The sequence below is a fragment of the Achromobacter sp. ISS7 genome, from assembly GCF_056523125.1.
Map to the genome: position 1 here is coordinate 6,622,772 of NZ_JAWRZD010000001.1, position 13,495 is coordinate 6,636,266.

General features: G+C 59.9%; 10 protein-coding genes and 1 pseudogene. 1 reads left to right on the forward strand and 10 read right to left on the reverse strand.

Annotated features, from left to right (window positions below; translation table 11 throughout):
- Nucleotides 1-204 precede the first annotated feature (204 nt).
- From AC1HFW_RS30055 to AC1HFW_RS30065, 3 genes and pseudogenes are all read right to left on the reverse strand, one after another.
- A complete protein-coding gene (locus AC1HFW_RS30055) occupies nucleotides 205-813 on the reverse strand; it encodes a hypothetical protein (RefSeq protein ID WP_279494656.1) in 609 nt (202 codons plus the stop codon).
- Between the two features lie 347 nt (nucleotides 814-1,160).
- Complete coding sequence (locus tag AC1HFW_RS30060) at nucleotides 1,161-2,918, reverse strand: methyl-accepting chemotaxis protein (RefSeq protein ID WP_279494658.1); 1,758 nt, start codon at nucleotides 2,916-2,918, stop codon at nucleotides 1,161-1,163.
- A gap of 134 nt (nucleotides 2,919-3,052) precedes the next feature.
- Nucleotides 3,053-3,355: pseudogene (locus tag AC1HFW_RS30065) on the reverse strand (PAS domain-containing protein); the annotation flags it as partial.
- Between the two features lie 325 nt (nucleotides 3,356-3,680).
- Here AC1HFW_RS30065 and AC1HFW_RS30070 point away from each other — a divergent pair.
- Nucleotides 3,681-3,965, forward strand: coding sequence for a hypothetical protein (locus AC1HFW_RS30070; RefSeq protein WP_279494659.1), 285 nt, complete (start codon nucleotides 3,681-3,683; stop codon nucleotides 3,963-3,965).
- Nucleotides 3,966-4,409: 444 nt separating this feature from the next.
- Here the strand turns inward: AC1HFW_RS30070 and AC1HFW_RS30075 are convergent, their stop codons facing one another.
- The 7 genes from AC1HFW_RS30075 to AC1HFW_RS30105 form a co-directional block, all read right to left on the reverse strand.
- On the reverse strand, nucleotides 4,410-7,325 hold the full coding sequence (locus AC1HFW_RS30075) for a Tn3-like element IS1071 family transposase (protein WP_003049965.1): 2,916 nt from the start codon (nucleotides 7,323-7,325) through the stop codon (nucleotides 4,410-4,412).
- A 275-nt stretch (nucleotides 7,326-7,600) separates the two neighbouring features.
- Nucleotides 7,601-7,879, reverse strand: coding sequence for an EexN family lipoprotein (locus tag AC1HFW_RS30080; RefSeq protein WP_011806066.1), 279 nt, complete (start codon nucleotides 7,877-7,879; stop codon nucleotides 7,601-7,603).
- Nucleotides 7,876-8,820, reverse strand: a complete 945-nt coding sequence (locus AC1HFW_RS30085) for a LysR family transcriptional regulator (RefSeq protein ID WP_052814403.1) — start codon at nucleotides 8,818-8,820, stop codon at nucleotides 7,876-7,878. Before AC1HFW_RS30085 ends, AC1HFW_RS30080 begins: the two co-directional genes overlap by 4 nt.
- 36 nt (nucleotides 8,821-8,856) lie before the next feature.
- Nucleotides 8,857-9,168: a DUF3861 domain-containing protein gene (locus AC1HFW_RS30090; RefSeq protein WP_035481292.1), complete on the reverse strand. Its 312-nt coding sequence runs from the start codon at nucleotides 9,166-9,168 to the stop codon at nucleotides 8,857-8,859.
- A 31-nt stretch (nucleotides 9,169-9,199) separates the two neighbouring features.
- The gene (locus AC1HFW_RS30095; RefSeq protein WP_011806069.1) at nucleotides 9,200-10,234 is read right to left on the reverse strand and encodes an HlyD family secretion protein; all 1,035 of its coding nucleotides are present in this window, start codon (nucleotides 10,232-10,234) and stop codon (nucleotides 9,200-9,202) included.
- Nucleotides 10,235-10,241: 7 nt separating this feature from the next.
- Complete coding sequence (locus tag AC1HFW_RS30100; protein WP_074921862.1) at nucleotides 10,242-11,816, reverse strand: MFS transporter; 1,575 nt, start codon at nucleotides 11,814-11,816, stop codon at nucleotides 10,242-10,244.
- Nucleotides 11,813-13,348, reverse strand: a complete 1,536-nt coding sequence (locus AC1HFW_RS30105) for an efflux transporter outer membrane subunit (RefSeq protein ID WP_005304555.1) — start codon at nucleotides 13,346-13,348, stop codon at nucleotides 11,813-11,815. Before AC1HFW_RS30105 ends, AC1HFW_RS30100 begins: the two co-directional genes overlap by 4 nt.
- Between the last annotated feature and the right edge of the window lie 147 nt (nucleotides 13,349-13,495).

Here is a 13,495-nt window from a genome sequence, read left to right on the forward strand (position 1 = left end):
GAAGCCGCGCCGCGCCGGCTAACTCCACGTTGAGCGTCAGCTTTCCATATGTCTGGGGGTCTGCAACGGGTCGGGTGCCGTCGCGTGCGCAGTGTCAAAGCTGACATGACTAATACATGAGATGGGCTGATGCTCGCCGTCCGGTCAGGCAGCTGCCCCCCTGCAGGACTCACAGCAGTTGTATGCCACCCGTCATCCGAGACGTCAGTCGGCCTCATCCAGACCGGAACAATCTGGACGTGACGTCCGGCTGGCATTGCCGTGATCGAAATGGCGGCTAGTGACACGACTGTTGGGTCTACCCCATCGACCGGGCGCGGGACAAGCCACGTTGATCGGCTGACGGAATTTTCGGCGGTTCCGGCTTAGAACCCCTTGCAGTATGTAGAGCACCTCTTCCAATGCATTGGCGTCGATGGGAAGTAGTAGCGAACCGCCTACAGCCGCTGCACCGGCAGGCAGCACATCGATACGTACAGCATCTGCAGGGGTCGCAATGCTTTGGGCGATAAGTACAGCGTCAAAAGGGCCTACCGCGGCGTAGCTCCAGTGAAAATTGGGCGAACCTGCCAAGAGTCGCAGCAAGATTCTGACGCGGCTGATTTCGGCCGATTCCAAGCCTACGATTCCGAGCTTTAGCGAAGTCATGTCGAGTATTTTCTCTAGCAAAAGACAAATGCCAAAAAGCCACAACGGTGCCCGATAACGCATGTTTGGGCATGCAAGCACCCTTGAGGCTTTGGCAAAGTGCGCTGTCGAAGCGCTGTAGCAGGTTGCCACCAGGGCATTCGCAGCCCTGGCGCTGATCAACATTTAACAACCCTGCCGCTTTATTCATCTGCGCAAAATGTGCAACATAGCGCCCACATCTATTGCGTGGCATGCTCCGTGTTGCCTTAACTTCTCAATCTTTTTTGCCACCTCATCGGAGCCCGGCAGTAACACGATCTATCACTGCTGACGCCACCTTGTTCGCGTAGCTGCGTTGCTCTGAATCCAGCTCAAACTGGTAATCCCGCAATGCGATCGACGCATCAAGCAGACTGTCACGCAAGGTGTTCAACGCATCGGCAAGGTCGTACAAAGAGCCCTTCGCACTATGCGGCTTTAGCGGGTCATGAGGGGCTGTCATGGGGCAATTCAGAGTGATGAGATGCGCTTTAAAAACTAGTCCAATCGGCATCATCGCCATTGGCGCCACCGCTTGCCGGTGGCTTGGGGGTTGCCGCAGACAGCCGAGGGGCGGCAGTCTTACTGAAGTTGGCACTTTGTTTTGATGCAGCCTTTTTAACCGGCGTAAACTGCTTGGGTGCACTGGGTTTCATGGCCGTCGCTCCACGATGGTTAGCAGGCGTGAATGCGACTTCACCTTGTGTGAGCTTGAATACGGCCACCGCCTCCACCAAGTCCTGCGCTTGCGATTTAAGGCTGCTCGCGGACGCAGCCATTTGCTCGACCAAGGCGGCGTTTTGCTGCGTAGCCTGATCCATTTGCGTTACAGCCTCGCCCACCTGGGCTACCCCGGCACTTTGCTCTGAACTGGCCGCGCTGATCTCGCCCATGATGTCTGTCACACGCCGAATGGACCCCACCACCTCCGTCATGGTAGCTCCGGCTTGATCCACAAGCACAGTCCCTTGCTCTACCCGCTCCACACTTGCGTTGATCAGGCCCTTGATCTCCTTGGCAGCTTCGGCACTACGCCCTGCCAAACTGCGCACCTCTGAAGCCACCACGGCAAAGCCACGCCCCTGCTCGCCCGCTCGTGCGGCTTCTACGGCCGCGTTCAGCGCCAAGATATTGGTCTGGAAGGCGATGCCATCAATCACGCTGATGATGTCCGCTATCTTCCTGGAGGAGTCGTTGATGCCCTTCATGGTGTCTACCACCTGGGTCACTACCTCGCCGCCTTTGACTGCCACGGCGCTGGCGCTTTGGGCCAGTTGGTTGGCTTCGCGGGCGTTGTCAGCGTTCTGTTTGACGGTGGAGCTGAGCTCTTCCATTGAAGCCGCTGTTTCTTCCAGCGCGCTGGCCTGGCTTTCTGTGCGGGCGCTAAGGTCTTGGTTGCCTTGGGCAATTTCTGCGGAGGCGCTAGACACGCTCTCTGCATTGTTGCGCACATTCGCCACAACACGGGCCAGAGCGGCTTGCATGTCACCCATGGCGGCAATCACTGGCGAAAACTCGTCGCGCCGATCATCGTCCACGGCTCGGGTGAAGTCGCCGTCGCGCACACGCTCGGTTACTTCGCGCATTTCACGCACACGGCTACGCAGCGCCGCGCCTATGTACCAAGCCAATGCGCTCAAACTGAGGGAAATGGCTGCCACCAGGGCCATCAGCAGGTTACGAGTGCTGGCTGCGCTAGCGCTAATTTCTTGGATTTCGTTGCCTAGCGTGTCTTCCTGCGCCTTGACCATGACGGCAATCTCTGCGAGCCAGGCATTGCGCGCCGGAATGGTCCGGTCTACCAAGAATGCAAAGGCATCTGCATTTTTGTCTGCATTGATCAGTGCAATGTTCTCGCCCCCTACCTCCCAAAATTTGGCCGCCAAGGGCTTCATGGCCTCAAAGCTCTCCCGGAACTTGGGGGTGGCAAGTGCTTTGCCGTACTCGGCCATCAAGCCGTCCAGCGTACCTTTGAGCTTGGTTACATCAGCCATTGTGGCGGCGCGCTCCTCAGGCGTGCGTGAGAGCATGGCGTGGCGCAACTGCAGCGAAGTGCGCGTAACGTTGAGTTGGATGGCCGCCATACGCTGTAGTTGCGGCACGTGCAAAGACTCGGTCTTTTTTGCAAGCTCGTCCATATGGCTCAGGTTGCTGGCCGTGTAGACAACAGACCCGCCAAGAGCCACAGTGACGGCCGCAACGGCGGCATACAGGCGGCCGGTCAGGCCGAAGGTGCTGAAGAGGCTCATGGGGCGTTTACTCCATCGTTGGATCGAGAGGGCATTTTGAATTTGTCCTAATTTTTCTATGACAGGCAAACTAATTTTTTGGAAATTCGAGTGCTTTGCCCCTTCCCCCGTTGGGATATATCCCTGTATCCATTCGGCGTGGCGTTGGCCCGCACCCAATAGTGGTCGCCGTTTTGGCGGCGATTCTTGACGAGGGCGGTCCATGACTGTCCGCCCTTGATCGTGGCCCACATGTCGGCGAAGGCCTCCTTGGGCATGTCCGGATGGCGCACCATGTTGTGTGGTTGTCCCACAATCTCTTCGTACGGAAAACCGCTGACTTCTACAAAGGCGGCATTGGCGTAGACGATGTGGCTCTGTGTGCCCGTCGTGGACATGAGCGTCATGTCCTGCGCGAAACTGTATTCGCGCTGCGTTACAGGAAGGTTGGTACGCATGGTATCCCCTGGCGCATTCCGGTAAGGAATGGCTATCGTTAGTACCCCAATCAGCGGGGGCGGAAAAGAAGCGGGGTCGGGGCTTCAGCGAACATGCTGCTCAATGGCGTGCTTGGTCACCATTTGTATCAGAATGCGGCAGATGGTAACAGGACTTGTGCTGGAGGCATCCGTGGAACTACTCATGCCGCTACGCGGGCGGGCAACGGAACTACCAGGGCAAGCCGCTTTGGGCTCGCTTTGCGTCTGAGCCAGTGAAATTTTGACACTCAGACGTAGAAGTTCAAGTGCAGTAAAACATGAGCATGCTTGGCAGAAGTCTGTGGTGGACCAGAGTGAGCCGCTACAGGCGTGGGGCCTCGCCCAAGTAGTGGAGCACGTGGCACAAGGGCTCAGAGAAAACACCCGCCGCCACCAGATATTCCCCGCAAAAGACACCGATCAATATCGCGTTCTCAGCCATGCAGAAAAGATGGCTGCGATCAACTCGCAATTGGACAGTGGTGATTTCAATGCGCGGGAGCGCTCGATCATCCTGGAGCGGGTGCGTGCCAACGCACAGTATGCTGAACGCCAATCCGCTGAGAAAACACCGGAATTACAACGTTAGCGTGCCGCACCAGCGGCACCAGCCGCTGCAGCGCGAAGGCCTTCTAACTCCCCGCGCAAGCGCTCGTTTTCTTCACGTTGCCCGGCTTCAAAGGCTTCTCTGCGCTTTGCTTCAGCTTGCAACATTTCGACCTGGCCTGAAAGGCGAGCGCCCTGCTCTCTTGCCTCGGCCGCCAAATTGCGAGCATCCTCCCTCTCGGCTTGAACCTTTCGCACTTCCTGAGCTGCTTGCTCCGCCTGGCGCTCACCCAGCACAGCGCGCGCCTCTGAGCGCGCCGCCAATTCCGCCGACGCTTCAAGACGGGGTCTCCTCGTTTTCAGTGCAATAAGTGACGGTACGAAAAGCTAGCACTGGCGCGGAGGTGGTGTTGGTAGATCGTTGATTTCATTGACTTTCCTGTTCACTTTCAAATCTGCGATTCGTGGCGTCAAACCGTGGTCGGTTTCATCCATTGGTGCCAGTTATCGATGCATTTGGCCGCGAAGGCAGGATTTGGTCAGCATAGCGGTCAACCGGGAAGCGAAACACACCCCGCAAGTTGATGCTCTCCAGCCTGGTGGGCGCAATCTTCCCGATCAGTTCCGGTGGAATGACCTGGCGGCGGTTCGACCAGCGATCCAGGACCGCCTGCATCTGTGAGGTATTCCACGCCATCACGATGTTGGCCATCAGGCTCAACGCATCGGCCACAGCCTGCATTTCATCGACACGTTTGGCCTGCGCCGGGCTGATCCGGCCGGTATAAATGGCGCGCTTGAGGGCGTTAACAGCCTCGCCCCGATTGAGCACCCGGCGCAACTCGTTCCTGAAAGCGTCCTTGACAAAGTAGTCAGCCAAAAACGCCGTACGCAGCAACCGCCCCAATTGCACGCCAGCCTCATAGATTGGATCGCCCTGGGCGGCAGAACCGAACCGCGCAAGAGCTGCCACCGCACTGGCATGTCCGCTCATGACCGAGGCTGCCAGGTGCACCAGACTATCCCAATGCTTTTCGATCAAAGCGACGTCGACATTGGCTTCGCACACCGCAGCGATTTCTGCGGGCACTTTGGTGCCGCGTGGCACAAAGAGGTGGCGCTGTTTGAGTTCCTTCAACCGCGGGCAAAGATCAAAACCAAGCAAACGGGCATGTGACATGGCAAAGTCGGTGTAGCCATGGGTATCCACAGCAAGCTGGCTGGTCTCCAGCTTTTCTTGGCGGATGACACCTTCAATGGCCACGCCCGCCTGGCGCTCATTGAGCACAAAGGGCTGCGCATGGAAGATGCCCCACCGGTCTTTTACATGGGAGTAGATTCCAATGGAAGGTGTGTTGCGCCGAGGATCAAGCCGGGCTTGCCACACCCGTTTGGTGGTCTCCATGCTCATCATGTCAGAAGATGCCAAATCGGACCGCCCCCAGGTGGCGGCAATCGGGTGTCGCTGCATGAATTCCAGCACAGCCTGGCAGGCCTGGCTCAGACGCCGTTCGTCCCGCGCCCAGCGCATGGCCTGGCGAATGCTGGTGGCAGACAATTGCGGAATCATGCGCGCGCATTCGACCGCAGTCAGACTGGTGCCGTGGGCCATGATGCCGGCATAGACCATCAGCAGCTCGTCGGTAGAGCGCGGCTCACGTCCGAGCATGATCCAGCTAAAGCGCACCTGGGCGTCAACGGCCAGAATCACTTCCGGCAATTGAACCTCACCGATGCGGTGATCCAAAGCCGCGCGCAGCTTGGTCACTTCTGGGTCTTCGTCCTCTGCGGGCAATGGCGACAAATGGAGTTCATCATCCACGCGCAGTACGCCACTGCGGGCTGCAGCGGCCACCGCATCGACACCGGCAGTTACTCTGGCCAGCAAAGGCTTCAAGAAAGTGGCAGCCTTGCTGGGTAACGATAGACGGGCATAGTGTTTCTTGGACTCTGCCTGCCAACGCTCGTCCGTGAAGAACAAGCGCGCACGACCCCGAAAGCTCAGGCTGTGCTCAATCCAGACCGAGCCATTGCGCACCGCGCGGCGCAGGGCAAACAGGGTGGCCACCTCCAACGCCTGAAACGCCCGTTCCCGGTCTGGGCTGGAGATCGAAACCTGCCAGATCATTCCCAGACTTGGTGCCACCACTTCAACTGGCAGCTTTCTGGATCCTTTGAGATATAAAGCTTGCAGCTTGGCAAGGTACTCGATGGCAGGATGCTCGCCGGTGGCCTGCCAGGGCAGCTTTGCAATGGCGACGAGCAACGACCGCACGGGGCGAATTCCATCAATCAATCCCTCGCGGACCAGGGAGGCCCTGCTCGGTGGTTTGCGTTTCTGGGTTTCGGTGATCAAGGCTTCAAGACGGGCACGCAACTCAGCATCTGGCACCGCACCTTGCGCGCTCAAGGCAACAAGTTCGCCGAGCAGCGTTTTGTACATTGCGGCCCAATTGACGGTAGCGGGGACATCGGCGGCAGCCTGACGCCACAGATCGGCGATCCGGCGCTGCACCATAAGGATCAACTGGTCTGTGGTGGTGAACAGGCAATACCGAAGAAAGCATGCGACCTCCACGGTGCGCGCTGGCTCTTTGATCTTGGCTCCGGCTGAGGGCGGCCTGGAGACAAGTCGGCGCGCGTAGCGGCGCAAGATGAGATCGGGGATGTCTGCCAGGTGCTTATGAACGTCCAGCGTGTAAAGCAGGTCGATGCGCTCCAGTACCTCGCTGATTTGGCGGGTTGAGTGTTTCGCCGGTGCAGCCCATAGCCAACTCTGCTGGGTTTGTCCATCTGGGCGCAGCTCTGAAACTGAGGCTCGCCAGCGATCAAGTGTTGCTGGATCAACGCTGGCGGCGATGGCGGTGCCTGTTTCAACTTCAAGCTGGGCAAGTGCCGCCGCAATCAGTGTCCGAATTGCCCGCTCGTGCACGATCACCAGCTTGTTCTTGTACAGCCATTGACGCGCCCGCACGAGTAGCTGATCGCGGTCGGCGCAGCGCGCCACTTCGTCGCGCAGTTCACGTACCAGTGAGCGGCGCTGGTGCTCGCTCATCCACTGGAATCCAAGGACCGTGCAGGCTACTTGTTGGTGATCGAATAGCGTGCGCCCGCGTTCATACATGGCTCTCAGCGAGGCGACTTCTGGTGCTGCAATGCCAAGCTCGTTGCCAAGGTGGCGCCACAAGGCTACTGGAATTACCCGAAAGGCACCGAGCAAACGCCCACTCATGCGCAGGAAACCAATATGGAGCGCCAGACCAAGCTTGTGGGAATCACCTCGGCGTGCATTGATTGCGTCGCGCTCGGCACCATCGAAGGTGAAAAATGCCTTCATCTCGAAGTCGCTGATATCGCGGGGGAGCCCACGCATCCCCAAAAACGTTGTGTGCCAACCCTGCATCGTGAACCTCAAAAGTGGGAGGCCACCATACCCGTTTACAAAGCGAACAGGAAAGTCAATGAAATCAACGGTCTACCCAGACCACCCCCGCGCCAGTGCTAGCTTTGCGTACCGTCACTTATTGCACTGAAAACGAGGAGACCCCGTTTAGAGCAGAAAGGTCGAGGAAAAAGAAAGAATGAGTGCGGTGGCGAGCCAAAGAAAAACGCCGCAAGCGCGGGCGCATTGCGGCGTGTCGAGAAAAAAGTGAAGGCGAATCGGCGAACGGCCAACAATCAGAACTTTGGCGACTCTTTCGGCGGTGTGTAGGGCGTTTCTCCGTCGCCATAGAACCGTTTGCGCGTGGCTTCTGCTACCCGGTTGCACAGCACGTCGCCCAGCTTGGAGCGGTCGGTCTTGCATTGCTGGCGCAGTTCCTTGAGCCGGTCGGGGTTGGCCGCCAGTTCTTCCACCGTCGGAATGCTTGCCTCCGAATCGGCAGCTTTCTGAGGTGCCTCTGATTGGCCGCAAGCGGCCAAGGTAGTCACCAGCAAGAACGGAATGATCTTCTTCATGGCATCAATTCCTCCGGGGGATCAGGGTTGCGGCCTCGTATGGGCCTGGGAGTTTCCGGCAGTTCGATGGCCTGTACGCGCTCAATGAACCGTGTCAGTTCGTCGGACGGATCACCGTCAAGACGAAGCAAGTAGGTCGTAAGCGGCGGAACGCGCGACGCCAGCGGCCGGGCCACGACACCTAGCTCACGGCTGGTGGCAATGTGTGCAGCGCCCGCCAACCCGAGCGCGAAGCCGGCCGATACCAGTGCCATCATCAGATCGCACGTGGCAACTCGTTCTGCGATGAGCGGCTCCATGTCAGCACGACGCAGCACTCGTTCAACGTGCTTGGCATGGCCTTCACACACTTGCGGATCGCACAGGACCAGCGGATAGCGCAGCAACTCGTCCAAGGGAATGCGCTTGTGGGCCAGCAGCGGATGGCGGGCGGGAACCGCCACCATGAGCGCATCGCTCCAAGCGGGCACGGCGACGATGCCATCGCCTACTTCGTCGGATTGGGCAAACCCCACGTCGTACAGATCATCATGAAGCCCTTTGATCTGCTGTGATAACGGCACCTCGAAGAAGCGAATTTCGACCTCGGGTTCTTCCTGACGACACAACGCCAGTAAGGCCGGCAAGCGCGACGGCGTGATGCCATCCGACATGGCCACACGTAATTGCCCATGAAAGCCATTAGCCGCCGCTTTCACGCTGTCACGCGCTTGTTCCAGGGCAGCGAACACACGACGCACATGCTCCAAGAACAATGTTCCGGCATGGGTTAGCCGCGTGCTGCGCGTGGTACGGGCAAACAGCGCCACGCCGAGTTCTTCTTCCAGTTCCTTGATGGCCCGCGACAGCGGCGATTGTTCAATATGCAGCTTCTCCGCTGCGCGAGCGAAGCGGAGTTCTTCGGCCACGGCCAGAAAGTATCGAAGGTGACGAAGCTCCATAGTGATTCATATCCCGTGTCGCGCAGAGAAGCCGAATCAATCTTTTCCTTGGATGTCGCTTGATCCTGCCTTGAAATCCTTCACGAATTGATATAGCTGCGGCAGGAACGAAGACAGAAGCGGGTCATCCTTGTTTGCCAAGATGGCTCCACCAAATAACTTCAACCCAACTCCAAAAGCAGCGGCTTCCGCCTGGCTACTGAAATCACCTCTGCTGCGAATCCACGTCACGACAGAGATGATGTCGTCATGATTTCCAACCTCAAACTGTAGAGGCTTGCGATCGGTGGGAACGCCATGTGAATCAGTCAATTGCTCCAGAGTTACGCGATAACGGTATTGCCTCATTTGCATGGGTCCTCACGTTGGGCTAATGACGCTATTCACCGATGCGGATCTTCGGCGTCACGGACATGCCGACGCGCAGGTTTGCAGCGTCAAGCTGGTCGGGGTCGATGCGAATGCGCACAGGCAGGCGCTGGACGATCTTGGTGAAGTTGCCCGTGGCGTTGTGTGGCGCGACAGCCGAATAGCTGACGCCACTGGCCGGCCCCAGGCTTTCCACGGTTCCCTTCAGTACGGCACCCGGCAAGGCGTCCACCTTGATGTCCACCGATTGTCCGGCCCGTACACGCGCCAACTGCGTCTCGCGGAAGTTGGCCGTGATATAGAGGGCATCGAGTGGAATCACCGCCAGCAACGGCTTGCCAGCATTCACGAATGCGCCGACACGTACCGACTTCTGGCCGATCATGCCGTTGATGGGCGCGGTGATTTGGGTATAGGAAAGCTTCAACTCCGCAGCCGCCTGTGCGGCCTGCGCTTGAGAAAGCGCAGCCTTGGCCTTTTCAAGATCGGCTTTCAGGATGTCCGTTTGCTGCCGCGCCGCTTGCAGGCCCGCGCGGTTCTTGTCCCGGCTGGCCAGCCGAATGGCCAACTGCGCTTCGGCCTGTTGTTGTGCCTGGATCGAACCAGATCCATCGGCTGCCAAGTTGCGATAGCGTTTTTGGTTGGCCTCTGCCAGTTTGAGTTCGGCATCGTCCACCGCAACGGCTGCCTGCGCTTGGCGGATCGCGGTTTCTTGCTGCGCCACACGCGCGGCAAGCCCCGCGACGCTGGCCTCGGCGGCGGCGACTTGTGCCTTTGCCGCATCCACCGCAACGATGAAATCCCGGTCGTCGATGGCTGCGAGCAAATCCCCTGCCTTCACTGGCTGGTTTTCTTCGACCAGTACCTTGCCGATCACTCCCGACACCTGGGGCGCGACGAGGGTGAAATCAGCCTGTACATAGGCGTCGTCCGTGGATTGGGTCGATGCGCTGGACTCGGGACGATTCAGATAAATGACACAGCCCGCTGCGACTGCGAGCAGCAGCACGGCACTGGTGATCTTGGCTTTCTTCGGCATTGCCATGGTGAAACTATCCTTGGGACGACGACGGTGTGGAATGAGAAGCGGGGGCCTGCAAGTCGGGCGCGGGAATGTAGGTCAGCCGCAGTACGAAGGGAACCATCACCAGCGCCAGAACGCCCAGCACGCGATAGGCATCCGCGACCGACAGCACCAGCGCCTGCTGGCCGATGATTCCCATCAGTTGAGCGGGCTCCGGAGCAAGCGGGACGGAGTTGCCTACCAACGCAGCGTGGTCCAGCAGCATTTCCGCGTGGAACCGCTGTCTCACGGTCACGAGTTGCCCAACCACCGCGCCCCCGAGTACCGACCCCAGGGCGCGCAGCGTGTTGATGTTCCCCGACACATACGGGCCTTCGCTGGGATGTACGACGCTGGTACACAGGAACAGCATCGAGACGACAGCCATGGGCTGGCCAAAGGCTTGCAGCGTCTGCGTCATAACGAACTGGTCGCGGTTCCAATCGGAAGTCAATTGCGCACCAAAGAAGCACGCCAGGGCGATCAGCAGCAGGCCGCCCGCGAACACGAATCGGGCATCGACCCATTTCCGGTACAGGAACAGCGCCACCACGGAACCCAGGACCAGTTGAGGCAGCGCGACGATGAGCCCGATTGGTGCCATCTGAAGCGGTCGGTAGCTTTGGAGCGGCCCGAGATAGGTCATCGGCAACATCACGCCAGAGGTCAGCACGACCAGAAGGCAGATGAACAAGGTGAAGCCCAACGCCAGGTTGCGGCGGCTGAGCATCTGCAATTTGATGAACGGCGCCGGGTGATACCACTCCGTCAGCAGATAGGCCGCCAGCAGCGTCAGCCCGGCCACCAATGAGACGACGATGAGGGGGGAGTTGAACCAGTCCAGCCGCACGCCCTGATCCAGGGCGACGGTAATCAGGGCAAATGCCGGCATGCCGAAAGCCATGCCCGGCCAGTTGGCCTGCGGGAAGCGGTCTGTCTGGATCGGGTCTTTCGGCAGGCCCCATCCGATCAACAAGGCGGCAATGGCCGCGAGCGGAAGGATTTGCCAGTACACCCAGCGCCAATCGAACAGGCCATCCGTCCATTGCCCCGCCAGCCAGATCGAGAGGTTGGGGGCGAAGGTGGCCGTCAGTGCATACAGCGCCAGTCCGTGCAGCCGTATGTGGGGTGGCAGGAACTTCAACGCCGCCATCATCAGCACGGGAATCATCGTGCCGCTGGCGATGCCTTGCAGGAAGCGCATGGCCAGCAGCAGATCGAGGTCATGGATGAAGGGAATGCACACCGCCAGCAAGGTGCATGCGCCGATCATCCACAGCTCGAAGCGGCGCACTGAGAGCGTGATGGCGAACCATGCCGCAAACGGCATGGCGATCACTTCGCCGGCGCTATAGACGGTCGTGAGCCAGGAGGCGTCGTCCAGGCCGAAGCCCAGCGCGCCACGCACGTCCGCCAGCGCCAACGCGCCCACGCGGTTGTTCAGTCCGGCCATCATGGCCGCGATGAGGATGCCGACCAGCCCGGCGATCGCCCGCTTCGGCGGGGCTGCCGCAGCAGCGGGTGCGGGTGGCGCCGCTGTCGGCTGCAACGCTGCGGCACTCATTGGCCGGCCTTTGATGGCGAGGTGGCAGACGACGCAGTGGTCGTCAGGGGCGCATCGCCGCCGGCCTGCCGGTCGGATGTGAGTGCGTCAGGGTCCCAGCCACCGCCCAGCGACTTGTAGAGATTGACCAGGGTGAGCGCGGCGTTGGTGGCGCTGGCATTGAGGCTGGTCTGGCTGGCAAGGACGCCACGCTGCGCGGCCAGGACATTCAGGTAGTCGGCAGCGCCTTCCTGATAGCCGCGCTCGGCTGCATGCAGCGCCTGCTTGTTCTGTTCATACGAAACCAGCAATTCGGCATGTCGGTGCTGCTGGGCTGCCCAGGCGTCCAGGGCGTTGTCCACTTCATGCCAGGCTTGCAGCACCGTCTGCCGATAGGCAATGGCGGCTGTTCTTTGCCGTGCCTCGTTCAGCGCCAGGCGCTGCTTCAAACGACCGCCCTGAAAGATCGGGAGATAGACTGTCGGGCCAACGGAGAAGAACCGGGAATCCCAACTGTCGAGGTCGTTGAACTCGAAGGCCTCGACGCCGACTCTTCCCCGCAAGCCGATCCGCGGGTAGAAATCGGCCTTGGCGACGCCGATGGCCGCCGTCGCGGCATGGAGCTGGGCTTCGGCGCGCTGTATGTCCGGCCGCCTGTGCGCCAATTCGGAGGGCAGGCCCACCGGCACATTGGAAGGAAGCGAAGGCAAGGGCATCGCCTCAAGCAACTGCGCATCGAGGGCGCGCGGCTCCTCCCCCTGCAGCAGTGCCAAGGCGTTCATCAGCGTGTTGCGGCGCTGGACCAGTTCTGGCACCAGCGCCTCCACCGTTGCCAGTTGCGCGCGCGCCGAAGCGGTTTCAAAGCGCGTGGCGACACCGTTGCGCTCACGGCTTTCGGCAAGGCGCAGGGTGCGATCGGCGACCTCCAGGTTCTGCCGGGTGATGTCCAGTTGCGCCTGCGTTCCTCGCAATTGGAGGTAGGTGCGGGCCACTTCGGCGGACAAGGCCACCCGTGCCGCCTCGCGCTCATACACAGTGGCCTCGAAGGCGGCTGCGGCGCCTTCGCGCGATCGCCGCGCGCGGCCCCACAGATCGAGTTCCCAACTGGCGTCGAATCCCAACTGCCAGAAATCGCTCGCGCTCGTCGGTGCACCCAACGCGGCAAACTTGCCGTGCTCGCTGAGGGCCTCGCGGGAATAGCCTGCCGATGCGCCCACGCTGGGCAGCAGCAGCGAGGAAGCAATCCCCAACTGCGCCCGGCTTTGCTCAATGCGCTCGGAAGCGATCTGCAGGTTCAGGTTGCCCGCCTGCGCACGGGCTTGCAGATCCGCTAACACGTCATCGTTGAACAGCGTCCACCATGACGATGGGAAGTTCGCAGCGGATGTTTCCTGAGCCTGCGCGTAATCCGCCCTGGGCGACAGTTGAACGGCTGCAAGCCTGTCGTCGGGTTTCACGAAGTCAGGACCCACCGCACAGCCGACCAGTGAGATCGTGCAGAGCGCCGTGCCTGCTTGTCGCAGCAGTTGTGAGAGCAGCGGTTGTGACGTCATGAAGGTTTATCCAATGCGCGAATAGTACCGAACCGCTCGGTGTGATTTACGATAAAAGTTAAGCCGACGGCTCACAAGAAACCTGCTTAGGTGCAGATGCCTGTGAGACGAATGGTTAGGTTGATGCGTACCGAGCGGTTTGGTACT

Excerpts from the sequence above, each read along its gene's own strand:
- AC1HFW_RS30055 (WP_279494656.1), bottom strand. The coding sequence starts at position 813 with ATGTTGATCAGCGCCAGGGCTGCGAATGCCCTGGTGGCAACCTGCTAC.
- AC1HFW_RS30060 (WP_279494658.1), bottom strand. The coding sequence starts at position 2,918 with ATGAGCCTCTTCAGCACCTTCGGCCTGACCGGCCGCCTGTATGCCGCC.
- AC1HFW_RS30075 (WP_003049965.1), bottom strand. The coding sequence starts at position 7,325 with ATGCAGGGTTGGCACACAACGTTTTTGGGGATGCGTGGGCTCCCCCGC.
- AC1HFW_RS30080 (WP_011806066.1), bottom strand. The coding sequence starts at position 7,879 with ATGAAGAAGATCATTCCGTTCTTGCTGGTGACTACCTTGGCCGCTTGC.
- AC1HFW_RS30085 (WP_052814403.1), bottom strand. The coding sequence starts at position 8,820 with ATGGAGCTTCGTCACCTTCGATACTTTCTGGCCGTGGCCGAAGAACTC.
- AC1HFW_RS30090 (WP_035481292.1), bottom strand. The coding sequence starts at position 9,168 with ATGAGGCAATACCGTTATCGCGTAACTCTGGAGCAATTGACTGATTCA.
- AC1HFW_RS30095 (WP_011806069.1), bottom strand. The coding sequence starts at position 10,234 with ATGGCAATGCCGAAGAAAGCCAAGATCACCAGTGCCGTGCTGCTGCTC.
- AC1HFW_RS30100 (WP_074921862.1), bottom strand. The coding sequence starts at position 11,816 with ATGAGTGCCGCAGCGTTGCAGCCGACAGCGGCGCCACCCGCACCCGCT.
- AC1HFW_RS30105 (WP_005304555.1), bottom strand. The coding sequence starts at position 13,348 with ATGACGTCACAACCGCTGCTCTCACAACTGCTGCGACAAGCAGGCACG.